The following is a 22,198-nucleotide window of genomic DNA, read 5'->3' as shown; positions in this document are numbered from 1 at the left end:
CGGCCCGGGGCCCGGCCGGGCGGCGCCGTGCGACCGCCGTCCGGCCGGGTCCGTTCAGCCCAGTTCGAGACTGGTGACCCCGTACAGCCCGGACAGTTCGACCTCCGGGGCCGGGCCGGTGTACATCCGGGCCGTCTCGAACGACGGGGCCAGCCCCAGACCGGCGGCCACCGCTGCCGCCGCCGGGTTCACGTCGGGCACGTCCACCGCCACCTCCCCGCCGGGGGCGTGCCCGGCGAGCCGCCGGACGAGGGCGGCGGCCGTCTCCGGACCGGCGGCGTAGAGCGGGCCGATGCGGGAGGCGCCACTGCAGGCGCGGACCACGCCGAGGCCCTCGATCCGGCCGTCGCGGACGGCCGCGAGCGCGGTCCTGCCGGGCAGCGAGGTCCAGGCGGCCAGGAAGGCGTCCCGCGCCTCCGGGAAGAAGCGGCGGTCGTAGGCGGCGAGCAGCCCGAAGGGCAGCGAGGCCGCGTCCACGATCTCCACGCCGTCGTCCGCACCGGCCCCGACGGCCCGGGGCACGCCCTCGTAGCGCATGGTGGTCCAGGCCGAACGGAATCCGGACTTGCGGTAGTTGTCCTGCTGCTCCACCACCCCGTCGAGTCCGACGAGCCGCCCGCGGAGCCGGTCCATCCCGGCCTCCCACAGCCGGATCCCGTAACCCTGGCCGCGCACGTCGGGCCGGGCGATGTAGAAGCCGATGAAGCCGAAGCCCGTGCCGTAGCGGACGGCGGAGATGCAGGCCACCGGCTCCCCGTCGCGGCGTCCGACCAGGAAGCCGTCCGGGTCGGCGACCGCGAAGGCGAAGCGGTCGCCGACCCCCGGGTTCCAGCCCTCCCGCTCCGCCCAGATCCGCAGCAGTTCCATGTCGGCGGCGCTCGCGCCGGTGATCTCGAATCCCGTCATGGGCGGTGTTGTACCAGAAGCCCGGGGGCGTGCGCAGGAGCGCTAACCGGCCGTCAGCAGCCCGGTCAGGGCGCCCGGGTCGGCCGCCGGATGCAGGTCGCTGACCTGGCCGTCACCCACCTCGACGACCCGCCAGACCCCGTCCTCGCGCAGCGCCAGGTCGGTGGTGACGAAGCGGCAGCCGAGCGCCCCGACCGCGGACCGGACCGGTTCGAGGGCGGCGGCGGGGACCTCGGCGGCGGGGGCGGGGTGGTCCGGGTGGGCGGTGATCAGCCGGGGTTCCCCGTCGCGCCACCAGACGCGGACCTCGGGACCGGTAAACCGCTCGAAGGCGCGCAGGACGATCCCGCCCGCCAGGAACTCGTCCTGGAGTTCGACGAACCGGCTCACCACGCGGTGCACGGCGGGGCGGTCCGCGAGGTCGGGGAGGTGGCAGGCCTCCCGCCACTCGTGCTTGCGGGACTTCACGTAGTCCTTGACGATGCCCGCCCCGGCCGGGAGGGCGGCGGCGAGGGCCGCGAGCCGCTCCGCGCCGGGGATCTCGCCCGGCGCGCCGGGCAGCCAGCGGCTGGCGGGGGTGAGGTCCGCGAACGTCTCGTACCAGCCGGGGAGTTCATGCGCCCGCCGGTAGGCCTCGGGGGTGACGGCCAGCCGGGCGCCGCGGCCGCGCAGGGCCGCGTCCAGCTCCGCGTACCGCTCGGCGGGGACCATCCAGCCCCGGTACCAGACGGCTCCGGCCCCGGCGGGGACCCGGGCCACCGCCCGCCCGGCGTCCCCGGCCAGCAGGGCGTCGTGGTCGACGAGCGCGACGGTCCCGCCCGCGGCGCGCACCTGCCGGGCCTCGGCCGCGAAGTGGGAGTCGGCCCGGCGTTCGTGGAGCGGGTCGTGGCAGTAGAGGACGGTGGTGGTCGTGTTCACTCCCCCACGATAGTGATCAGCCCGCGCAGATCACGTCGTCGAGGGCGATCGGCCGGGAGTCGAGGCGGACGTACGCGGTGAAGGTGTCGGTGGCTCCGGAGTCCCAGGTGGTGGTGACGGTGGCCCAGCCGACGCCGGCCGCCTGCGCCACCGTGGCCGGGCCGATGGCGATGTCCCGGGGGGCGCCCTGGGCGCAGAGCACGACGTCGGCGTCCGGGCTGTGGGCCTGCTTCTCCTTCAGCTGCGTCGAGATCCGCTGGCTGCGGTCCCGCGCGGAGGGGCCGTGGTCCCCGTAGAAGGCGGTGAGGAAGGTGGTGATCTCCTCGGCGGTGTGGTGGCGGTGGCCGTGCTGGTGGAGGGACCGGCGTGGCTCCGGGTCGGCGAGGGCGGCTGCCGGGACCGACGACGCGACCAGCGGGAACAGCGCGGCGGACAGGGCGAGCAGCAGGGGGCCCGGGCGGTACGGGATGAGCGTCATGTCCGGTTTGTAGCCGCCCGTTCCCGTCGGCATTCAGGGGCGCGGCGCGGGCTCACTCCGGTGGGCGCGGAGATTCACCGCAGGAACGCCCCTCCCGGTAATCCGTTCGCCGGGCCGGGGCGGCCGCGCGTAGGGTCGGCGCATGGGGAAGCCGCTCGTCGCAGTGTTCAGTGGGGCCGGGATGTCGACCGATTCCGGGATCCCGGACTACCGGGGTCCGCAGGGGCTGTGGCGCAGCGATCCGGACGCCGAGAAGCTCGTGACGTACGCGTACTACATGGCCGACCCGGAGATCCGCCGCCGGTCCTGGCTGATGCGCGCCGAGCTCTGGTCCCTCGACCCCCGGCCGAACGCGGCGCACCTGGCGGTGGCCGGGCTGGAGCGCTCCGGCACCCCGGTGCGGGTGATCACCCAGAACGTGGACGGGCTCCACCAGCTCGCCGGGATGCCCGCGCGGAAGGTGTTCGAGCTGCACGGGACGGCGCGCGAGGTGGTGTGCACCGGCTGCGGCGCCCGTTCGGAGACGGCTGAGGCGCTGGCCCGGGTGGCCGCCGGGGACCCGGATCCCGCCTGCCTGGCGTGCGGCGGGATCCTGAAGACGGCGACGGTGATGTTCGGGCAGCACCTGGACACCGAGGTGCTCGCGCAGGCGGTGGCCGTCGCCAAGGGGTGCCAGGTCTTCATCGCCGTCGGGTCGACCCTCCAGGTCCAGCCGGCCGCCTCGCTCGCCGGGATGGCGGCCGAGGCGGGCGCGCGGCTGATCATCGTGAACGCGGAGGAGACCCCGTACGACGCACTGGCGGACGAGCTGGTCCGCGAGCCGATCGGCACCGCCCTCCCGGCCCTCCTGGCCCGGTTCTCCTAGCGGACACCCCCTAACCCGCGTCGGCCGCCCGCCGCATCTCGGCCACGTCCAGCTTCTTCATGCGCAGCATGGCGGCCGTGGCACGGGCGGCGCGGCCCGGGTCCTCGTCGCCGATCAGGTCGATGGCACCGGGCGGGATGACCTGCCAGGAGAGGCCGAACCGGTCCTTGACCCAGCCACAGGCGGACTCCTGGCCGCCGTCCGCGGTCAGCGCGGCGTAGTTGTAGTCCGCTTCCGGTTCGTCGGCGCAGTGGATCTGGAAGGAGACGGCCTCGCTGAAGTGGAACGCGGGGCCGCCGTTGAGCCCGACGAACCGCTGCCCGTTGATCTCGAACTCCACGACCAGCACCGACCCGGCCGGGCCCGGTCCCGCCTCGGTACAGCGGCCGGCTACGGACCGGCCCCGCGCCCGAAACTCATCGGGGCGCGGGGCCGGTCCGTACGTTCACCCGTGGGGGCTACATCCCGAGCATGCGGTCGACGACCTGCTCGGCGGCCCGGCCGTCGGCGAGGTCGCAGAACTCCGCACGGAACGCGGCACGGGCACCGGCGTACTCGGCGCCCAGGGCGTCCGCGTCGCGCACGGCCGCGATCAGGCTCGCCGAGTCCGCCAGCAGCGGGCCGGGGGCCTTCTCCTCCAGGTCGAAGGTGAAGCCGCGCAGGGTGTCGCGGTAGTGCTCCAGGTCGTACGTGAACAGCAGGATCGGCCGGTCGGTCAGCGCGAAGTCGAAGAGCGCGGAGGAGTAGTCCGAGATCAGGACGTCGGCGACGAGCAGCAGATCGGTGGTGTCGTGCCAGCGCGAGACGTCGACGACGAAGCCGTCGCGCACCCCGTCGCGGAGCTGCTCGGTCACCCGGTAGTGGCCGCGGACCAGCAGGACGTGGTCCTCGCCCAGCTCGCGGCGGGCCTCGTCCAGGTCGATCCGCAGGTCCAGCTTGTAGCCGCCGGAGAACCCTTCGCGGTTCTCGCGCCAGGTGGGCAGGTAGAGGACGACCTTCTTGCCCTCCGGCAGGCCGAGCCGCCGCCGGACCTCCGCGATCCGCTCGGCGTCCGGGCGGACGAGGGCGTCCGTGCGCGGGCTGCCGACCTCGATGACCTCGCCCTGGTAGCCGAGGGCGCGCTTGAGGACGGGCGTGGCGTAGGAGCCCGGGGAGGCGAGCAGCGTCCACTGGGCGCTGTCGTGCTCCAGGCCCTCGAGCACTTCGGGGCTGGTGTAGTAGTCGTGCGTGTAGTCGTAGCCGATCTGCTTGACCGGCGTCCCGTGCCAGGTCTGGACGACCGTCTGGCCCGGGCGGCGCAGGAAGTGCGACGGCACGCTGTCGTTGACGACGTAGTACCGGGCGCGGGCCAGGACCTCCCAGGCCTCCAGGCTGTCGTACTGGACGGCGCGCGCGGTCGGCGGGACCTCGGCACGGCCGTCGCGGACCAGCCAGACGTGGTCCAGCTTCTCGCCCCGGCGCACGAGCTCCTCGTGGATGGCGCGGGGGGAGTCGCCGGTGCTGTGGCCCTGGAAGGTGTCGTAGACGACCATGTCCTTGACCGGCAGCCGGCGCTGGGCCGGGTAGGTCTCGTCGCGGGCGATGCGCTGGGCGTGGCGGGAGCGGTCGTGCGGGCTGATCAGCGGGTCGCTGACCAGGACCATGCGGTCGCGCAGGCGTGCCTCGACGCGCATCCGGCGGCCCAGGACCGTGACCGCGTGCGGGCCGGAGTTCAGGGCGGGCGCGATCAGCTGGACGGGCGCGCCGCGGTCGATGCCCAGGAGGCCCGCGGTGGTGCCGCCCTCGGAGACCGGGCGCAGGGTGGGCCACCAGCGGCCCGCCGGGATGGTGGTGCGGCCGGCGTACGCCTCGGGCAGCACGGGCTCGAAGGAGGTCTCGAAGCGCTCGCCGTCCCGGGTGACGGGGTAGCAGAACTCGGTGCCGTGCTGGTCGTGGAAGACCAGCTCGTACGCCGCGTCGGCGTGGGCCTCCGGGGCGTGGAAGACGCCGCCCAGGGTCAGGGTGCCGTCGCTCGCGGTGACGGAGTCGACGAGCGGCGGGGAGGGCTGGACCGAGAGGACGAGGTGTCCGGTGGCCCCGCGCTTGGCGAAGACGGCGCGCTCGCCGCCGGTGCCGGGCAGCGGGGCGACGAGGCCGTGGAAGCCGCTGCGCTCGTCGTGGGCCAGGGGGTGGCGGGTGCCGTCGGCGCGGACCACCGAGAGCTCCCACGGCTCCGGGGTCCAGCCGCCGGGCTTCGTCTCGGCGGCCGGCACGGCGCCCAGCTCGGCGAGCGGGACGACCGCGGTGAAGGCGGTCCGGCCGCCGGCCGCGGCGCCGCCGGTGGTCAGCGGGACGCTGACGGCGGTGCCGGTGAGGGTGTGCTGGGCGTGCAGGGTGGCGCCGGAGCCGACCTCGGCGGCGAGCTCGCCGACGAGTTCCAGGGTGCCGTCGCCGCGGCGGACGTCCAGGACCCGGGCCCGGACGACCTCGACGCGGACGGTCAGGGAGCCGGCGACGGTCGGCAGGATGCGCACGTCGGGGGTGGCCCAGTGGGCCGGCGGGGCCATGCCGCTGTCGTGCTCGCCGCCCTTGAGGCGGGCGCGGTGCAGCCCCCCGGCTCCGGTGACGGCGATGGAGGTGGTCCATGTGCCGTCGTGCCACTTGCCGCCCGACTGGAAGACGGTGGGGTCGACCACGGCGGTGAACCCGGCCCAGTCGGCGTGCCGCAGGGCGAGGTGCGGGGTGTTCACCGTGGCCATCGGGGAGGCGACGGTGCGCGTGCTGACGACGTTGCGGCGGCGCTTGCCCTGCTCGCGGAAGACCAGCATCTTGCGCGAGCCGAGGCGGCTCTCGGCGCCCATGTGCCCGGGCAGGGCGTAGCCGCGCAGCAGGAGCTTGCCGTCGCTCCAGACCGCCTGCTCCAGGCGGCTGACGACGCGGCGCTCGCGCGTGCCGAGGGTCAGCAGCTTGGGGGGCACGGGTGCCTTGAGGAAGGGGTAGTCGGCCTGCGGGCGGGCCAGTCCCTTGACCGGGACGCTGTAGCTGAACTTGCTCTGGTGGCGCGTGAGGGCGATGAACTCGTCCACGCGGCCCTCGCGGGCCAGGTAGGCCTTGAGCCGGTCGGCGACCGTCAGTTCGGACCACGGCTCGGTGCCGATCTCCCGGACGAGGCCGCCGACCTCCTTGACGAAGGCGGCGCGGAAGTCGGGGCCGCCCTCGCCGACGTACTTGTAGATGAGGGGGAGTTCCTCGCTGAGCACGTTGTGGTCGTAGTCGCGCAGGTAGCGGGCGTACTTCTCGCCGGTCTTGGCGAGCAGGGCCTCGCGGACCAGGCGGACCGAGGTGACGCGGTCGATGACGGAGACCGGGTCGGTGGAGCGCTGGGTGATGGAGCGCTCGCCGGTCTCGCGAACCCGCCAGTGGTAGACGACGTCGCTGATGACGTCGACGCTCTCGGCGAAGTAGTGCGCGGGGATGCTGACGGGGGCGTCCTCGTAGAGGATGCCCTCCGGGTACTGGAAGCCGTGCTCCTCCCAGAAGCTGCGGCGGTAGACCTTGTTCCACGCGGTGCGGTCGGTGACCAGCGCCGGGAACTTCGAGATGTGGGTCTTCGGCCGGTCGTTCGCGAACGCGACCCGGTGGCCCCAGGACTGCTGCATGCCGACGGAGCGGAAACGGGTGACGTTGCCGGCGGCGAAGTCCGAGCCGGTCTCGTCGAGGGAGTCGATCATCCGCTGGTAGGCGTACGTCGGCATGGTGTCGTCGCTGTCGACGAAGGCGATGTACTCGCTGCCCGGCGTCGCGTGCCGGAAGCCCACGTTCCGTGCGGCTCCGAGGCCGGCGTTCTCCTGGAGGACCACCCGGAAGCGGTTGTCACGCTCAGCGAAGGCCTTGGCGATCACCGCACTGGTGTCGGTTGACCCGTCGTCGACGATCACGACCTCGAAGTCGGTGAACGTCTGAGCTGCTATGGATTCCAGGCACTCGTCGAGATAGAGCTCGACGTTGTAGACGGGTACGACGATGCTCAGGCGCGGGGGCATGGGTGACGGGTTCTCCAGCGTTTATGGCTTTGTCGACGGGCTCGAAGATCAGCTGATTACAGCATCTTACTCTGTAACAGGATGATAAAGTCCGCCCAATTCGGACATATGCCCAAGGTCCGCCGGGGCGGACGGCAAAGAATTCCGCCGCCCGCCACCGCGCCGTCACGGCCCCGGGACCACCGTCAGATGTCCAGCTCGGCTTCGATCTTCTTCAGCTGGAGCCGCGCCATCGCGAGGTTGGCGCGGCTGCGGTCGAGCGCGAGGTAGAGGAAGAAGCCCTCGCCGGCGCGCCCCTTCAGCAGCCTGATCAGGTGGTACTGACCCCCCAGCGTGATCAGGATGTCCTCGATCTCGTCCTTCAGCCCGAGCATCTCCATCGTCCGGACCTTCGCCCGGACCACGTCCGTGTTGCCCGCGGCGGCCACCGAGAGGTCCAGGTCCTTGTTGCCCCCGACCGTGCCGAGGGGCATCCCGCTGCCGTAGTCGACGAGGGCCGCACCGAGGGTCCCCTCGATGCCGGCGGCTTCCTTGAGCGCGGTCTCCACGTTGATCATCTGGTTCTTCCTCTTTCCGCAGTGGCCCGTAACCGATACGGGCCGGGTGATTTGCTCTTGCGTATCGCTCGTGTGCTGTCAGAGAAGGTCAGGGCCGGTCCGGCAGGCGGTCCGGCTCGCGGCCCGGGGGTGCGGCGCCGCCGGGCGGAGCCTCGGGGCCGCGGCGGCCGAGGCTCTGCTCTATGAGCTCGGTGATGTACAGGGTGGACCGCCGGGCCTCCAGGTGGAGGCGGCCCACGTTGACCCGCGGCTCGGCGATCAGGGTGAGGACGGCGGAGTCGCCCGCGGCGTAGGTGGCGACGTAGCCGCGCTCACCCCGTACGAGCAGCTCGCGGAAGCCGCCCTGCCCGGTGCAGTCGCTGAGCCGCTGGGCCACGCCGAGGGCGGCCGCGGTCAGGGCCGCGAGGGACTCGGCCTCGGCGGCGGCGCTCTCCTGCGCGAGCACCAGGCCGTCGGCGCTGGCGGCGAGCACCCCGGTGAGCTGGGGTACGCGGGCCCGCAGGCGCCGGAGCTCCGCGAGGATGTCGGCCTCCGCCTCGGCGGGGACCATCGGGGGGCGCATCTCGGCCTTCCTCTCTTCGGGCCGCCTCTCCTCGGGCTGCCTCCGCTCGGAGCGGTCGGCTCGCAGAACCGGTCGCAGCGGGAGCCTCACAGACTTGCCTCCAGTGCGTCGCGTAACCGGCGGAGCAGGGCCACGTCCGGGGGTTGGGCCTGGGTCATCCAGTCGGGCAGGGGTTCGGGGGGCGGCGGCGCGGCGGCCGGCGCGGCCGGCTGCGGGGTCTCGACGAGACCGGCGGCGGCGAGTCTCCGCACCTCCAGCAGGGTGTGGAAGGCGGGCCGGCCCAGCACCCACGCGAGGTCGGCGGGGGTCCGTACGCCGTCCGCCTGTTCCAGCAGGATCCGCTGCCGGGCGGTGACGGTCTGGCCCGGCGCGGCCGCCCTCGGCACCACCGGGCAGATGTCGAGCAGCGGGTAGGGCCACACCGAGTCCAGCAGTTCGCGGCGCCGGCAGGTCTCCCGTTCCACCGCGGCCGCCGGGACGGACCGGCCGGAGCCGATCCAGTGGGTGGCGCCGCGGCGGAACCGCGAGGGGCCGCTGCCGGGGGAGAGCGCGAAGAAGGCCGCGTCGAAGATCGCCGCGAGGTGGCAGATCTCCAGTTCCCCGCCGGCCAGCCGGCCGTTGTCCACGAGGAAGCGGCCGACCTGGCGACGGGCGCCCGCCTCGTTGACCGCCTCGGTCCAGCGCTCGGGGGCGAGGCCCCCGCCGGCGGTGAGCAGGACGTCGAGGCCCGGGGTGGAGGGACTCTCGGCGTGCACGACGCGGCCGTCCTCCAGGAACAGGGTGCCCCGGTCGCGCAGCAGGGCGCCGGTGGCGCGTTCGGCGGCGAGCCGGGTGAGCAGGGGGGAGACGGCGGTGGCGGCGGTGGGAGCGGGGGCGGTCATCTCAGGACCAGTCCTTCGGCGAGTGCGCGGAGTCGGTGCCGGGCGAGGGCGAGGTTGCCGTCGGTGCGGTCGAGCCACAGGTGCAGGAAGACGCTGCTGTCGAAGCTCGTCTCGACGAAGCGGAGCACGTGGTAGCCGGTGCGCGTGGTGACGATGAGGTCCTCCACGGGCGGCCCCGGGGCGCCGGCGTCGTCCGGGCCGGGCGCGAAGGACTCGTACTCGGCCGCCGCCCGGGCCAGTTCCGCGGTCTCGGCAGCCGTGGTCTCATGGTCTCCGACGGGAGAGTCCCCGGCGGTGCCCAGGGCCAGTCCGCTGCTCCAGTCGACGAGCGCGGCGCCCCGCGCACCGGGCAGCGCCATGGCTTCGAGCAGGCATTCGTCGATCCCAGGCACGCGGGCTCCCCTCCCGGCCGGACGTGCTGGTCGCACGGTCGTACGGCGTGACAGGAGGGAACTTACTCAAGTTCCACACTGTGGACGGGGGTTCTGGCATTTTCCGCTGGAACATGCGCGGTCCCGCGCGACAGCTTGGCCGGAACCCGTTCGTTTTTGATCAAGCATGTAAATCCGGCGCCCTCCCCGCCCCCGGCGAACGCCCGTCCTACCGGCGCCGCCCGCGGTCAGCCGGCGGGCCGCTGCGGGAGCAGGCGTTCCACCATCACCCCGAGGAGGCCGTCCACCGGGTGGGCTTCGAGCAGGGCGGGGACGGTGAGGTCGTCCACGATCAGGCCCTGCATCGCGAGGTAGACCAGGGCCACGCCGACCCGGTCCCCGGGCAGGCCCGCGTCCAGGTGCCAGGCGATGTTCTCCTCCAGCTCGGCGGCGAGGAAGGCGGACAGCTCCGCCTGGAGCTCGGGCCTGCGGGTGGCCTCCAGGCGCAGCTCCAGCACGGCGACGTGGACGCTGCGCTCGCGGCGGATCCGGCCGAGGAGGCGGCCGAGCAGCACCTCGGTGTCGAGGGGGCCGGCCAGTTCCGCGGGCTCGGGGGTGAGGCGTTCGCGGGTGCGGTGCAGTATCTGGACCAGCAACTGGCCCCGGTTGGCGAAGTAGTTGGACGCGGTTCCGGTGGGCACCCCGGCCTCGGCGTCCACGGCGCGCAGCGTCAGGCCGCGGGAGCCCTCGCGGGCGAGGACCTCGATGGCGGCGTCGAGCAGCGCGGCTCGGCGCTGCGGGTTCTGGCGCATAGGGTCCCCGGGGTCGCGGCGGCGTGGGCGTGTGCCCGTGAGCACTGCACCCACCGTACTCTGCGCGCGCCGGCGGACCGGACCACAGGACTCCGAAGCCTCCCCACGGCGCCGTCTCCCGTGTCACCCTGCCCGTCATGGACCGGATCATCGAGGAGATACGCGAGGACCTGAGCCGCCGGATCGCCGTCGCGGCGGACCGGCTCACCGACCGGACGCTGACCGAGGATCCCGCCTACGCCGCCCTGACCGGCCGGGCCGAGCTGCGCGAGCGGATCCACCACACCCTCGACCAGGCCGTCGAGGGCCTGGTACGCAGCTCCCGGGGGCTGCCCGTCGAGCTGGCCGGCGCCCGGGCCACCGGTGCCCTGCGCGCCGGACAGGGGCTGCCGCTGGACTCGCTGCGGCGGACCTACCGGTACGGCGGACGGCTGCTGTGGCAGAGCCTGACCGAGGCGGTGGCCGCGCACGACCGGGCGGCACTGCCCCGGCTGCTGCCGGGGGCGGGCGCGCTGTGGGACGTACTGGACCAGATGGCGGAGGCCGCCTCGGAGGCGTACCGGCTGGCCGAGGCCGAGCGGGGCGGGCGCGAACGCGAGCGCCGGGCCGCCCTGCTGGACGCGCTGTTCGACGGCTCGGCCCCGGCGGCGGAGGCGGCGGCGCAGCTGGGGCTGCCGGAGCGGGGGCGCTTCGCGGTGGTCGCGCTCGGGCCGGCCGGCCCCGGCGGCCCGCCCCGGCCGGAGGGCGGGCCGGGTGCGGGGCCCGGCGCCCCCCGGCTGCTCTGGCGGGTCCGGGCCGACGGGGAGACCGGCCTCGCCGACCTGGGCCACCAGCCGCTGGAGGCCCTGCGCGCGCTGCTGGCCCCGCTCGCGGTGCGCGCCGGGGTCAGCCCGGTGGTCGGGGCCCCGGCCGAGCTGGCCGGGGCCCGGCGGCTGGCGGTCCTCGCCCTGCGCACCGCACCCCCGTCCGCCGCGCCCGGTACCGCCCTGCTGGACGAGCGGCTCCCGGCGGCGCTGGTGGCGGCCGATCCCGAACTCGCCGGCCGGCTGCGGCGGGTGGTGCTGGGGCCGGTGCTGGAACTGCCCGCCGAGGACGCCCGGCTGCTGCTGACCACGCTGGGCACCTGGCTGGACTGCCAGGGCTCGACCACGCACGCCGCGCAGCGGCTGTACTGCCACCGCAACACCGTCTCGAACCGGCTGCGCCGTCTGGAGCGGCTCACCGGCCGCGCGCTCTCCGACCCTGCGCACGTGGTGGAACTGGCCCTCGCGCACGCGGCGGCGGCCCAGGCCCCCTCCCCCGCCGGTGCTACCGCTCCTGCGGCTCGTCGCGGCGGGCCGACTCCAGCAGGTACGGCACGTCGATCACCGCGATCCCCGGGGTGAACAGCAGCCGCGCCTTCAGCCGGAGCGCGTTCTGGTTGTGCAGGGGCTGTTCCCACCAGTGCCCGACGACGTACTCCGGGATGACCACCGAGAGGGCGTCGGTGCCCTCGGCGGCCGCGGCCTCCTCGATGTACTCCAGGACGGGTCCGACGACCTCCCGGTAGGGGGAGTGCAGGACCTTGAGCGGGACGCCCGGGTCGTGTTCGGCCCAGGCCTCCCGCAGCCGCCGGGCGTCCTCCTCGTCGGCGGCGACGGACAGTGCGGTGAGGGTGTCGGGCCGGAGCCCCTGGGCGTAGCCGAGGGCCTTGAGGGTCGGGGCGTGCACGTTGGCGACGAGGACGACGACGTGGTGGCGGGAGGGCATGCGGGGTCTGACCCCGGGGGGCACGTCCACCTGGCGGGCGACCTGGTCGTAGTGGCGGCGCACCCCCTTCATGCCGAGGAAGAGGGCGGGCATCGCGATGACGACCAGCCAGGCCCCGTGCGTGAACTTGGTGATGAGGACGATGACGAGGACCAGGGCGGTCATCACCGCGCCGACGGCGTTGATGGCGAGCCGGCGGTGGATGTGGACGCGTTCGGAGCGGGGGGTCGCGGCGGAGGCGAGTGCGCGCCTCCAGTGCCGGACCATGCCGGACTGGGAGAGGGTGAAGGAGACGAAGACGCCGATGATGTAGAGCTGGATGAGGCGGGTGAGCTGGGCGTCGAAGGCGACGATCAGTGCGATGGCGGCGAGGGCGAGCAGGACGACGCCGTTGGAGTAGACGAGCCGGTCGCCGCGGTTGAAGAGCTGGCGGGGCGCGTACCGGTCCTTGGCGAGGATCGAGGCCAGCATCGGGAAGCCGTTGAAGGCGGTGTTCGCGGCGAGGATCAGGACTCCGGCGGTGACGGCCTGGAGCAGGTAGAAGAGGAAGTGCCAGCTCCCGAAGGTGGCCCGGCCGATCTGGGCGAGGGCGGTGGACATCGGGGTGCCGGGGGGCAGGCCCAGTTCGGTGGGGTCGGCGGCGGCGTGCACCCGGTAGGTCATGGCCAGGACGGTGATGCCGGCGAACATGGTCACGGAGAGCGCGCCCATGGCGGCCAGGGTGGTGGCGGCGTTCTTGGCCTTGGGCTTCCGGAAGGCGGGGACGCCGTTGCTGATGGCTTCGACTCCGGTGAGGGCGGTGCAGCCGGAGGCGAAGGCGCGCAGGGCGAGGAAGACCACGGCGATGCCGGTGTAGGTGCCGGTGGCGGTGATCGGGAGGTCGGCGGACTCGGCCCGGATGGTGTCGCCGGTGGCGAGCCGGACGGCGGCGACGGCGAACATCAGGTAGATGACGAGGACGAACCCGTAGGTGGGGACGGCGAATACCCGCCCGGACTCGCGCACGCCGCGCAGGTTCATCAGGGTGAGCAGCACCACGAAGCCCACGGACAGGGCGACTTCGTGGTCGCTGAGGGAGGGGATCGCCGAAGTGATGGCGGCCACCCCGGAGACGACGGAGACGGCGACGGTCATCACGTAGTCGACGAGCAGGGCGCTGGCGGCCGTGAGGGCGGCGGTCTGCCCCAGGTTCTCGGAGCTGACCACGTAGGCGCCCCCGCCGCCGGGGTAGGCGTGGCAGGTCTGCCGGTAGGAGGCGATGACGACGACGAGCAGGAAGACGATGGCGGCGGCCGCGTACCAGGTGAGGTGGAGCAGGGCGACTCCGCCGAGGGCGAGGATCAGCAGGATCTCCTCGGTGGCGTAGGCCACGGAGGAGAGCGGGTCGCTGCAGAAGATCGGCAGCGCGAGCCGTTTGGGCAGCAGGGTCTCGCCCAGGCGCGCGGTGTCGAGCGGTTCACCGACCAGCACGCGTTTCGCATTGATTCGCCTCATTCCGGCATAATCATCCATTTCGACCGGATATCAGGTGCTACCGGGCTGTGTCCCGGGGCGGCGCGTTGCGCCGTACGGCCCAGTGGCGATCTTGCGGGGGCACTGCCATGGTGATCGGGTCGGCTGTCGCACGATCTTCCCCAACCCGGCGACCGCCCCGACGGAAGGAGACGGCCGTGTACGCAGCTGTCGACCTGGCCTACGACTACCCGGTCCTGGGCGCGTTCTGGACCGTGATGTGGGTCTTCCTCTGGGTCATGTGGCTGATCCTGCTCTTCAGGATCGTGGTGGACCTGTTCCGGGACCACGAGATGAGCGGCTGGCTCAAGGCCGTGTGGCTGCTCTTCCTCATCCTGATCCCGTTCCTGGGCGTGCTCGTGTACGTCATCGCCCGCGGCAAGAACATGGGCAAGCGGGAGATCAAGCACGCGCAGGAACAGCAGGAGGCGTTCAACGCCTACATCCGGGAGACCGCCGGCTCGGCCCCTCCCGCCAAGGCGGGTGCCGACGAACTGCTCAAGCTCTCCGAGCTCAAGGCCAAGGGCGAGCTGAGCGAGGAGGAGTTCCAGAAGGCGAAGGCGAAGCTGCTCGCCTGACCCGGCGGCCCCGCCCCGCCCCGCGCACCCTCCGCTCCGCGGCCGTCACATCCTGGCGGCCGCGGAGCGGATGGCTTCGCGGATGCGGAAGTAGGTGCCGCAGCGGCAGATGTTGGCGATGGCGTCGATGTCCTCGTCGGTGGGCTCGCTCGTCCGCTTCAGCAGCGCCACGGCGGCCATGATCTGGCCCGGCTGGCAGAAGCCGCACTGGGCGACGTCCTGTTCGAGCCAGGCCTCCTGGACGGGGTGCAGCCGGTCGCCGTCGGCCAGCCCCTCGATGGTGGTGACCCGCTTGCCCGCGCAGGCGGACACGGGCACCACGCACGGGCGGACGTCGGCGCCGTCGAGGTGGCTGGTGCAGGCCTTGCAGACGTCGACCCCGCAGCCGTACTTGGGGCCGGTGACGCCCAGCATGTCGCGGAGCACCCACAGCAGGGGCAGGTCGTCGGGGGCGTCGACGGTGACGCTCCGGCCGTTGACGGTGAAGGTGTGCAGGGGCACGGCGGCGAACTCCAGCGGTCAGCGCGGGTAGGGGGTGAAGTCGACGTCGAAGTCGAGGGGGAAGCTGCGGGGTTTGGAACCGGTGGCGCGGGCCCAGGCGTTGGCGATGGCGCCCACGGCGGCGGGCACCCCGAGCTCGCCCGCGCCGCCCGGCTCGGTGCCGGTGGCCGGCAGCACGAAGACCCGTACGTCCTGCGGGGTGTCGCGCTGCGTGGCCCAGTGGAACTGGCTGTAACTGCCCTCCAGCGGAAGCCCCTTGTCCAGGTGCAACCCGGCCCGCAGGGTGGTGGAGATGGCGTCGGTGAGGCCGCCGATCATCTGGGCCTCCAGCCCGCGCGGGTTGACGGGCAGGCCCACGTCGACGGCGATGACCGCCTTGGTGACGCGGACCCGCTCCGGGTCGCGGGCGTCGATCTCCACCAGGCAGGCCGTGCGGGACTTGTACTCCTCGTGGAACGCGATGCCCTGCGCGCAGCCGGCCGGCAGGGCGCGGCCCCACTCCCCCTCGGCGGCCGCCTTGTCCAGCACCGCGCGCTGCGCGTCGGTCTTGAGGAAGGTGCGCCGGAAGCGGTACGGGTCCTTTCCGGTGGCCGCGGCGAGTTCGTCCACCACGATCTCCTCGGCGCCCCGGGTGTTGGCCGAGTACACCGAGCGCCAGGACCCGGTCGGGATGCCGGTCGGCACCTCGCTCAGCGCCTGGGTGGTCAGCCCGAAGTGGTACGGGGACTTCACCGTGGTGAGGAACAGGGTCTGGGCGAGGGTGGCGTTGCCGATCCCGGAGGGCAGGCTCGCGGCGGTGGCGGTGATGATCTCGCCGAGTCCGTGCCGGAAGTCGGTCTCGGCGGCGGCCACCCGGTGCTCGAAGCTGAGGACCTCGCCGAGCAGGTGGGTGGCCCGGATCCGGTGGTGGGTGGCGGGCCGCATCCGGCCGTGCCGGGTGTCGTCCACCCGGGTCCACATGAGCTTCACCGGGCGGCGGCAGGCCTTGGAGACGCGGGCGGCCTCCAGGGCCGCGTCGAAGAACAGCCGCCGGCCGAAGGAGCCGCCGGCCTGGACCACGTGCACCTTCACCTTGTCGAGCGGCAGTCCGAGCTCGGCGGCGATGGTCTCCCGCGCGACGATGGGGGACTTGAGCCCGGACCAGATCTCGGCCCGGTCGTCCCGTACGTCGGCGACGGCCGAGTTGGTCTCCATCGGGGCGTGGCTGACGAAGGCGAAGTCGAACTCGGCGTCCACGTACGGGGTGAGCAGCGGCGGCACCAGCAGCGGCGGGGTGGCGGCGCGCAGCTTCGCCCGGATCTGCGCGTCCGAGAGCTGGTCGGCCGGGCCCGGGCCCCATTCGACCGTGAGGGCGGCCTTGGCGGTGAGGGCCTGCCCGAAGGTCTCGGCGACGACGGCGACGCCGGTCCTGACGGTCACCACGTCCAGGACGCCCGGCATGGCCCGGACCGCCGCGAGGTTGGTGACGGCGCGGACGGTGCCGCCGACGGAGGGCGGGCGGCGCACCACGCAGGGCTTGGCACCCGGTACGTCGAGGTCGAGGGTGTACTTCTGGGCGCCGGTGACCATGGCCCGGGCGTCGATCCGGCGGGTCGGGGTGCCGACGAGGCTGTGCCGGGCAGCCGGCTTCGGGGAGGCCCCGAGGACGAGCAGGCCGGGCGAGGCGGCGGCCGCTGAGAGGCTGCCGTAGCTCGCGGTGCGGCCGTCGGGGGCCCGTACCGCGCCGTTCGCGGTGGTCAGCGTGGCGGCGGAGAGGCTCCAGCGGGCGGCGGCCGCGGCGACCAGGCGGGCCCGCGCGGTGGCGGCGCACTGGCGGACCGGCCCGTAGAGCGAGCGGATCGAGTTGGAGGAGCCGGTGAGCTGGTTGAACAGCAGCTCGGGGCGGGCGTCGTCCAGTTCCACCCGGACCGTGTCCAGCGGTGCGTCCAGCTCCTCCGCGACCAGCATGGCCACGGCCGTGGTGAGGCCCTGGCCGACCTCCTCGCGCGGCAGCCGGAAGCGGACGGTGCCGTCCGTCTCCACGGCGAGCGCCAGCAGGGCGGAGGTGGGGGCGCCGGCCAGGATGAACAGGTCGCCCAGGTCCACGATGTCCGCGATGGCGGGCAGGGTCGGTATCACCGCGTGCGCCGCCTGGGGGGCGAGCAGGTCGGCGCCGGCCCGGGTGACCAGGGCCAGCGTGGGCGCCGCGACCAGGTGGGTCAGGAAGGAACGGCGGCTCCGCGCTCTCGGCGCGCTGCTCTGTTCGGTCATCCCGTCGTGCCCCCCACGTTCCCGGGGTCCACGGACGCGGACCTCCCCCGGCTCATTACCGACACGTAGGGTAGCGATCACCGGGAGGGGTGGGAAGCGCGGGGCGGAACGGGGTCCTTCGTTCGAGTGGTGCCCCTGACGGGCGGCCGACCGCGGTGGCGGAGGGGAACCGCGGCCCGGGCGGCTCGCACGCGTCGACCGCGTGATCGACCGCCGCCCTCCGGAGGGCCCTTTTCCGGCCTCGGGCGCACGATGGAAGCAGACCCGTACACGTCGCGACACGTGAGGAGGTGTTCGCGGTGGCCAAGTACATGGACGTCCACCACGGGATGAAGGGCATCACGGCGGACGAGCTGATGGCCGCCCACCGGGCGGACCTGGCGATCCAGGCGGACGAGAAGGTGCAGTTCGAGCGCGCCTGGGCGGACCCCGCCTCCGGCGAGGTCTACTGCCTGTCCGAGGCCCCCTCGGCGGACGCCGTCCGCCGGATCCACGAGCGCGCGGGACACCCCGCCGACGAGGTCCACCCGGTGCCGCTGATGGTCTGACGGGGTGGTGGACTCCGGCCGGACACGGCGTGAACCGGGCCCGGAGCGGGCAGGAACGGCGAGGAAACGACGACCACGGCTGACCGGAAATGTTCGTACGGACCGGAGGCGATCGGGAGGCCTTCGGCATATGCCGCGAGCAAGACCGTTACGGATGTTGCCAAACGCCTTACAGGCACTCTGCGGCTGTGCCACAGTCGTAGTCGGTCCACAGTCGTCACCGGTCGTCCTCCGGGATCCGGCCGAGCCGCGCCTGTATCGCCGCGCCTGCATCGGAGTCTTCATGCCGTCCCACCTGTACGCGGACCGTCCCGCGCAGCCGCCCGAGCCGGGATCGGTGGACGCACTGATCTCGCAGACCCGTCGGCTGCGCGGCGAGGTGGACGCGGTGCGCCGCGACACCGTCGTGGACGACGACGACGCCCAGGGCCGCTGGCAGCGCGCGCTGTGCGACCTCGCCGTGCACCACCTCGACGACCTCGGCCAGCACCTGGGCCAGCTCAAGGAGGGGCTGCCGCCCGCTCCCGAGCCGGCCGAACTCCCGCCGGCGGCCCCGGAGGCCGCCCAGGAGGACCGGCAGACCCGCGTCGGCAGCGCCGAGTGGGACCTGCTGACGGACGAGGTCACCTGGTCCGAGGAACTCTTCCAGATCTTCGGGCGGCCGGCCGAGGCGGGCCCGTTGCCGCTCGACGAGCTGGGCTCCACCCTGTTCTCCGAGGACCAGCCCCTGATGACCGCGATGGTCACGGACTGCCTGGTCGACGGGAAGCCGATAGACGGCGAGTTCCGCATCGTCCGCGCCGACGGGCGGGTCCGGACGCTGCACATGAGGGGCGAGCCGGTGCTCGACTCCGACGGCTGCACGGCCTCCATGTGGGCCGTGCTGCGGGACGTGAGTGAACTGCGACGGAGCCAGCGGGCGGTGCGCGAGTCACGGGACTCGCTCCAGCGTCAGCGGGAGATCGCGCAGACCGAACACCGGCTGGCGGTCGAGCTGCAGGAAGCCGTGCTCCCCCCGTGGCGCGGCTCCCTGCGGTTCCCGCACGAGAACGCGGGCACGATGGACGTGGCCGCGCACTACCTGCCCTCCGCGACCAGCGCGCTGATCGGCGGCGACTGGTACGACGCCCTCGAACTCCCCGACGGACGCTCCCTGCTGACGGTCGGCGACCTGACCGGACACGGGGTGAGCGCCACCTCCGGGATGGCGATGATGCTCGGCGCCCTGCGGGGCATGGCCATGGCCGGGATCGAGCCGGGCCCGCTGATGGGCTGGCTCAACCAGCTGCTGGAGACCTCCGTGCAGCCCGCCCTCGGCTCGGCCGTCTGCTGCCGTTACGACCCCGCCCGCCGGGTGCTCTCCTGGGCCCAGGCCGGGCACCCCGCGCCGCTGCTCTTCCGGCGCGGACAGGGCCGGGCCCTGCAACCCCCGGAGGGCGTGCTGCTCGGGGCCACCTCGGGGGCCGTGTACGGGCAGGCCGAGGAGCGGCTCGAACCGGGTGACGTCCTCGTGCTGCACACCGACGGACTGACCCCGCGGAGCATCGAGTTCAGCCGGGCGGACGGCACCGAGCGGCTGCTGGCGCTCGCCCCGAGGTTCTCGGAGGCGCGGTCGGCACGGGACTGCGTACGGATGGTCACGGAGGAGTTCGGCGAGAGCGAGCGGGAGGACGACGCCTGCGTCCTGGTCGCCCGGATCGGCGGCTGACGCCCACGGGAGTCCGCTCGCTCCTCCGCCCGTTCCAGGGGGGCCGCGCCGGTGAGGCGCGGCCCCCTCTTCGCTGTCCTTCCCGGCTTCCCGCCTGCCCGGCCCCGGTCCACGGCGACATCCGGGATGCCTACACCTCCGCTCCGCGGGCCACGGGGGCGGGGCTGTTGGGGAGGGCCAGCTTGATCTCCTCGCGCAGGTCCTCGATGCCCGCGTAGCCGGCGTACTGCCCGGTCAGGCGGTACATCTCGCGGAGCCGGTCCCACGTCCGGTGCGAAGAGGTCTCGCTCATCGAGACCAGGGCGAGCCGGGCGTAGCGGTCCGCCTGCTCCGGGTCGTCCGCGATGAAGCAGGCCGAGGCCATGGAGATGTAGTCGAAGATCTGCGAGCGCTGGTAGCCGTCGCCGCGCAGCCGCAGCGCCTCCCGCGCGTGCCGGGCGGCGATGGGCGCCGCCGTGGCGTCGTGGTCGGCGAGGGTGCGGTACGCGAGGGCCTGCATGCCGTGCAGGTCGGCCTCGTCGAAGTGCTGCATCCAGGAGGGCGGCGGTACGTCGCCCTTGTCGGAGACGAAGAGGTCCTCCGCCTCGCCCAGGGTGCGCCGCATGGCCTGGCCCTTGCCCATGGCGGCCTGCGCCCAGGCCTCGATGGTGTGCAGCATGGCACGGGTGCGCGGCAGGGTCTGCTCGCCGGATCCGGACTGCGCCAGCTTCATCAGGTCCAGGGCCTCGTTCGGCTTGCCGAGGTGGACCATCTGGCGGGCGGCGCGGGAGAGCGCCTCGCCGGCGCGCGGCCGGTCGCCGCCCTCGCGGGCCGCGTGCGCGGCGATGACGAAGTACTTCTGCGCGGTGGGTTCGAGGCCCACGTCGTGCGACATCCAGCCCGCCAGCACCGCCAGGTTGGCCGCCACCCCCCACAGCCTGCGCTGGAGGTGGTCGGGGTGGTGGTAGGCCAGCATGCCGCCGACCTCGTTCAGCTGGCCCACGACGGCCTTGCGCTGGAGGCCGCCGCCTCTGGAGGCGTCCCAGGCCCGGAAGACCTCGACGGAGCGCTCCAGGGCCTCGATCTCCTGGGAGCCGATGGGTGCGGCCTCGTAGCGGTCGTAGCCCGCGGGATCGGCCTGGTAGGGGTCTCCGAAGGCCTTCGCGTTCTTGGCGCCCGCGGGCTCGGTGTGCAGCCAGTCGTACATGGCGTTGCTGAGGGCTGAGCCGGCGGTGAGCGCGGCTCCCGCGCCCATCAGGCCGCGACGGTTGAGCATGAGGTCCATTCCCGTGAATTCGGTGAGGACCGCGGCTGTGCGTTCGGGCGCCCAGGGCACTCCGTCGGGGTTCTCCTGAACCCCGTCCGGCTGCCTCTTGGTGGTGCGCCGCTGCCGTACGAACCCGAGGTCCTCGATGGTCACGACACGACCGAGCCGCTCGGTGAACAGTGCTGCCAGTACCGTGGGAACCGGTTCGCGCGGGGTCTCCCCCATGTCGATCCAGCGCCGCACCCGCGAGGTGTCGGTGGCCAGCTGGTGGTGGCCCATGGCGGCCGCCTGCCGGTTCACCATCCTCGCGAGTTCGCCCTTCGACCAGCCGGCCAGGCCGAACAGGTCGTTCAGACGGGTGTTTGGACCTTTGCTCACGTCAAGCCCCCAGGTTCTCGGCTGAGTTGACAGTAGCTGCCCGTCAGATGCCCAGCGACTATTCGCCAGGGTTCGCCACCCGCCGCCCCGTGGTTCGCCACCTGCGGGCGGGTGTCAGGTAGGAATGCGCCTCCCCGACCCGGTTCACCGGCGGAACTCCCCAGGGTGAAGTACGGGATCCGGCGGGGCGGCGTACGCACTCGTCGGCGCACGAAGGGAACCGTAAACGCCATGTACGCAGCAACGTCCTCCGTGTCCGCCCCGGTCCGCCAGCACCGCACCCTCCAGGCGGGCGGCGGCTCCTACCTCGAACCCGGCCGCCCGCCGGTCCCGGCGCAGGGCGCCGTACGGGCCCGGCGGATGCCGGCCGGCGCACCGCAGCAGCTCAGCGGACGGATCGACCTGTCCGGGCCGCAGGGGGCGCAGTTGCGCACCGCGCTCGCGTCGGTGCAGCGCATCTGTCCGGAGTTCGCGCCCGTCCAGGTCCTGCGGCGCAGCGGCCGGTCGGTCCTCCTGGTGGGGACGACCGGACGGATGACCGCGGTCGCGAAGGTTTTACTGGACCAATCGCCCGAGTGGCGCGAGCGGTACCGGCACGAAATAGGGACGTACCGGACCTTCGTCCGACACCGCCCGCCGGTCCGCGTGCCCCGGCTGATCGCCGCGGACCCGGAGAACTGCGTACTGGTGGTGGAGCGGATGGCGGGCCGGGTCGCCGCGCTCCAGCGGCACCCGGTGGAGGCGCCGCCGCGGGCCGACGTACGGGCGGCGCTGGGAGCGGTGTGCCGGGTGAACCAGTGGCGGCCCCCGGCCGACCTGTTCGGGCATCCGGTGGACTACGCGCGGCGGATCGCGCGTGACCACGGGCAGGGCCTGCTGACCGACCGGGACTTCGGCGACCTCCAGAAGCTGCTGCACGGGCTGCGGCCTTCGGGGATCCAGTGGCAGTTCAACCACGGGGACGCGCTGCTGTCGAACCTGCTGCTGTCCCCGGCCGGCCCGGTGCTCCTCGACTGGGAGCACGCGGGCTGGTACCTGCCCGGCTACGACCTGGCCACGCTGTGGACGGTGCTGGGCGACGCCCCGGCGGCGCGCGGCCAGATCAGCCGGCTGGCCCAGTCGGCCGGCCCGGCGGCCCGGGACGCCTTCCTGGTCAACCTGATGCTGGTGCTGACGCGGGAGATCCGGATGTGCGAGACGGCGGTGCAGCGGTCCATGCTGGCGTCGGCCCCGGACCGGCCGCTGCCCGCGGGCGCCCTTTCCTCGGGCGAGGAGCAGCGTCTTCTGCTGCGCCGCCTGCACGATGACGCGGGGATGGCCCGCAGAGCGGTCCGGGCGGCGGTCGGCACCCGCTGA

Annotated in this window: 19 protein-coding genes and 1 pseudogene; 6 read left to right on the top strand and 14 right to left on the bottom strand. The window is 73.4% G+C overall.

Annotated elements, in window-relative coordinates:
* Positions 1–54: 54 nt before the first annotated feature.
* Genes ACIPW5_RS16110 through ACIPW5_RS16100 form a run of 3 tightly spaced genes read right to left on the bottom strand, consistent with a single transcriptional unit; the run spans position 55 to position 2,302 of the window.
* Positions 55–906 (bottom strand): GNAT family N-acetyltransferase, encoded by an 852-nt coding sequence (locus ACIPW5_RS16110; protein WP_401245060.1) that lies wholly within the window; start codon positions 904–906, stop codon positions 55–57.
* A 42-nt stretch (positions 907–948) separates the two neighbouring features.
* Complete coding sequence (locus ACIPW5_RS16105; protein ID WP_401245058.1) at positions 949–1,824, bottom strand: ATP-grasp domain-containing protein; 876 nt, start codon at positions 1,822–1,824, stop codon at positions 949–951.
* Positions 1,825–1,840: 16 nt separating this feature from the next.
* On the bottom strand, positions 1,841–2,302 hold the full coding sequence (locus tag ACIPW5_RS16100; RefSeq protein ID WP_401245056.1) for a hypothetical protein: 462 nt from the start codon (positions 2,300–2,302) through the stop codon (positions 1,841–1,843).
* 142 nt (positions 2,303–2,444) lie between these two features.
* Here ACIPW5_RS16100 and ACIPW5_RS16095 point away from each other — a divergent pair, with 142 nt between their 5' ends.
* A complete protein-coding gene (locus ACIPW5_RS16095; protein WP_401245054.1) occupies positions 2,445–3,167 on the top strand; it encodes an SIR2 family NAD-dependent protein deacylase in 723 nt (240 codons plus the stop codon).
* Positions 3,168–3,177: 10 nt separating this feature from the next.
* Here ACIPW5_RS16095 and ACIPW5_RS16090 read toward each other — a convergent pair.
* From ACIPW5_RS16090 to ACIPW5_RS16060, 7 genes and pseudogenes are all read right to left on the bottom strand, one after another.
* Positions 3,178–3,555: pseudogene (locus ACIPW5_RS16090) on the bottom strand (VOC family protein); the annotation flags it as partial.
* Between the two features lie 70 nt (positions 3,556–3,625).
* On the bottom strand, positions 3,626–7,189 hold the full coding sequence (locus tag ACIPW5_RS16085) for a CDP-glycerol glycerophosphotransferase family protein (RefSeq protein ID WP_401245052.1): 3,564 nt from the start codon (positions 7,187–7,189) through the stop codon (positions 3,626–3,628).
* Positions 7,190–7,374: 185 nt separating this feature from the next.
* Positions 7,375–7,746, bottom strand: a complete 372-nt coding sequence (locus ACIPW5_RS16080; RefSeq protein ID WP_401245050.1) for a hypothetical protein — start codon at positions 7,744–7,746, stop codon at positions 7,375–7,377.
* Between the two features lie 88 nt (positions 7,747–7,834).
* Entirely contained in the window at positions 7,835–8,296 is a 462-nt protein-coding gene (locus ACIPW5_RS16075; protein WP_401245352.1) for a roadblock/LC7 domain-containing protein, read from the bottom strand.
* Between the two features lie 98 nt (positions 8,297–8,394).
* On the bottom strand, positions 8,395–9,189 hold the full coding sequence (locus ACIPW5_RS16070) for a transcriptional regulator (RefSeq protein WP_401245049.1): 795 nt from the start codon (positions 9,187–9,189) through the stop codon (positions 8,395–8,397).
* A complete protein-coding gene (locus tag ACIPW5_RS16065; protein WP_362467359.1) occupies positions 9,186–9,581 on the bottom strand; it encodes a hypothetical protein in 396 nt (131 codons plus the stop codon). Before ACIPW5_RS16065 ends, ACIPW5_RS16070 begins: the two co-directional genes overlap by 4 nt.
* Before the next feature lie 227 nt (positions 9,582–9,808).
* Positions 9,809–10,372, bottom strand: coding sequence for a TetR/AcrR family transcriptional regulator (locus tag ACIPW5_RS16060; protein WP_401245047.1), 564 nt, complete (start codon positions 10,370–10,372; stop codon positions 9,809–9,811).
* Positions 10,373–10,509: 137 nt separating this feature from the next.
* Between ACIPW5_RS16060 and ACIPW5_RS16055 the strand changes: the two genes are divergently transcribed.
* Positions 10,510–11,757 (top strand): helix-turn-helix domain-containing protein, encoded by a 1,248-nt coding sequence (locus ACIPW5_RS16055; RefSeq protein ID WP_401245045.1) that lies wholly within the window; start codon positions 10,510–10,512, stop codon positions 11,755–11,757.
* Here ACIPW5_RS16055 and ACIPW5_RS16050 read toward each other — a convergent pair.
* On the bottom strand, positions 11,681–13,615 hold the full coding sequence (locus ACIPW5_RS16050; RefSeq protein WP_401245044.1) for an APC family permease: 1,935 nt from the start codon (positions 13,613–13,615) through the stop codon (positions 11,681–11,683). The genes ACIPW5_RS16055 and ACIPW5_RS16050 overlap by 77 nt on opposite strands.
* A 236-nt stretch (positions 13,616–13,851) precedes the next feature.
* Between ACIPW5_RS16050 and ACIPW5_RS16045 the strand changes: the two genes are divergently transcribed.
* On the top strand, positions 13,852–14,211 hold the full coding sequence (locus ACIPW5_RS16045; RefSeq protein ID WP_401245350.1) for an SHOCT domain-containing protein: 360 nt from the start codon (positions 13,852–13,854) through the stop codon (positions 14,209–14,211).
* Positions 14,212–14,256: 45 nt separating this feature from the next.
* Here the strand turns inward: ACIPW5_RS16045 and ACIPW5_RS16040 are convergent, their stop codons facing one another.
* Both ACIPW5_RS16040 and ACIPW5_RS16035 read right to left on the bottom strand, forming a co-directional pair.
* Positions 14,257–14,712, bottom strand: coding sequence for a (2Fe-2S)-binding protein (locus tag ACIPW5_RS16040; RefSeq protein WP_401245042.1), 456 nt, complete (start codon positions 14,710–14,712; stop codon positions 14,257–14,259).
* Positions 14,713–14,730: 18 nt separating this feature from the next.
* Positions 14,731–16,962, bottom strand: a complete 2,232-nt coding sequence (locus tag ACIPW5_RS16035; RefSeq protein WP_401245040.1) for a molybdopterin cofactor-binding domain-containing protein — start codon at positions 16,960–16,962, stop codon at positions 14,731–14,733.
* A gap of 299 nt (positions 16,963–17,261) precedes the next feature.
* On the opposite strand from ACIPW5_RS16035, the gene ACIPW5_RS16030 reads away from it, so the two are divergent.
* Both ACIPW5_RS16030 and ACIPW5_RS16025 read left to right on the top strand, forming a co-directional pair.
* Positions 17,262–17,510: an SCO4226 family nickel-binding protein gene (locus ACIPW5_RS16030; RefSeq protein WP_401245038.1), complete on the top strand. Its 249-nt coding sequence runs from the start codon at positions 17,262–17,264 to the stop codon at positions 17,508–17,510.
* Positions 17,511–17,793: 283 nt separating this feature from the next.
* Positions 17,794–19,218: a PP2C family protein-serine/threonine phosphatase gene (locus ACIPW5_RS16025; RefSeq protein ID WP_401245036.1), complete on the top strand. Its 1,425-nt coding sequence runs from the start codon at positions 17,794–17,796 to the stop codon at positions 19,216–19,218.
* Positions 19,219–19,348: 130 nt separating this feature from the next.
* On the opposite strand, the gene ACIPW5_RS16020 is transcribed toward ACIPW5_RS16025, so the two are convergent.
* Complete coding sequence (locus ACIPW5_RS16020; RefSeq protein WP_401245034.1) at positions 19,349–20,842, bottom strand: hypothetical protein; 1,494 nt, start codon at positions 20,840–20,842, stop codon at positions 19,349–19,351.
* Between the two features lie 231 nt (positions 20,843–21,073).
* Between ACIPW5_RS16020 and ACIPW5_RS16015 the strand changes: the two genes are divergently transcribed.
* Positions 21,074–22,198 carry an aminoglycoside phosphotransferase family protein gene (locus ACIPW5_RS16015; RefSeq protein WP_401245032.1) on the top strand — a complete coding sequence of 375 codons (1,125 nt, stop codon included), beginning with the start codon at positions 21,074–21,076 and terminating at the stop codon, positions 22,196–22,198.

The organism is Streptomyces sp. NPDC090077, assembly GCF_044747545.1.
In the GTDB taxonomy this organism is placed as follows: Bacteria; Actinomycetota; Actinomycetes; order Streptomycetales; family Streptomycetaceae; genus Streptomyces.
The sequence above is the reverse complement of the archived record's forward strand: the minus strand, read 5'-3'. Positions and strand labels throughout refer to the sequence as shown.

Excerpts from the sequence above, each read along its gene's own strand:
- ACIPW5_RS16110 (WP_401245060.1), bottom strand. The coding sequence starts at position 906 with ATGACGGGATTCGAGATCACCGGCGCGAGCGCCGCCGACATGGAACTG.
- ACIPW5_RS16100 (WP_401245056.1), bottom strand. The coding sequence starts at position 2,302 with ATGACGCTCATCCCGTACCGCCCGGGCCCCCTGCTGCTCGCCCTGTCC.
- ACIPW5_RS16095 (WP_401245054.1), top strand. The coding sequence starts at position 2,445 with ATGGGGAAGCCGCTCGTCGCAGTGTTCAGTGGGGCCGGGATGTCGACC.
- ACIPW5_RS16085 (WP_401245052.1), bottom strand. The coding sequence starts at position 7,189 with ATGCCCCCGCGCCTGAGCATCGTCGTACCCGTCTACAACGTCGAGCTC.
- ACIPW5_RS16080 (WP_401245050.1), bottom strand. The coding sequence starts at position 7,746 with ATGATCAACGTGGAGACCGCGCTCAAGGAAGCCGCCGGCATCGAGGGG.
- ACIPW5_RS16075 (WP_401245352.1), bottom strand. The coding sequence starts at position 8,296 with ATGGTCCCCGCCGAGGCGGAGGCCGACATCCTCGCGGAGCTCCGGCGC.
- ACIPW5_RS16070 (WP_401245049.1), bottom strand. The coding sequence starts at position 9,189 with ATGACCGCCCCCGCTCCCACCGCCGCCACCGCCGTCTCCCCCCTGCTC.
- ACIPW5_RS16060 (WP_401245047.1), bottom strand. The coding sequence starts at position 10,372 with ATGCGCCAGAACCCGCAGCGCCGAGCCGCGCTGCTCGACGCCGCCATC.
- ACIPW5_RS16055 (WP_401245045.1), top strand. The coding sequence starts at position 10,510 with ATGGACCGGATCATCGAGGAGATACGCGAGGACCTGAGCCGCCGGATC.
- ACIPW5_RS16050 (WP_401245044.1), bottom strand. The coding sequence starts at position 13,615 with ATGAGGCGAATCAATGCGAAACGCGTGCTGGTCGGTGAACCGCTCGAC.
- ACIPW5_RS16045 (WP_401245350.1), top strand. The coding sequence starts at position 13,852 with ATGTGGGTCTTCCTCTGGGTCATGTGGCTGATCCTGCTCTTCAGGATC.
- ACIPW5_RS16035 (WP_401245040.1), bottom strand. The coding sequence starts at position 16,962 with ATGACCGAACAGAGCAGCGCGCCGAGAGCGCGGAGCCGCCGTTCCTTC.
- ACIPW5_RS16025 (WP_401245036.1), top strand. The coding sequence starts at position 17,794 with ATGCCGTCCCACCTGTACGCGGACCGTCCCGCGCAGCCGCCCGAGCCG.
- ACIPW5_RS16015 (WP_401245032.1), top strand. The coding sequence starts at position 21,074 with ATGTACGCAGCAACGTCCTCCGTGTCCGCCCCGGTCCGCCAGCACCGC.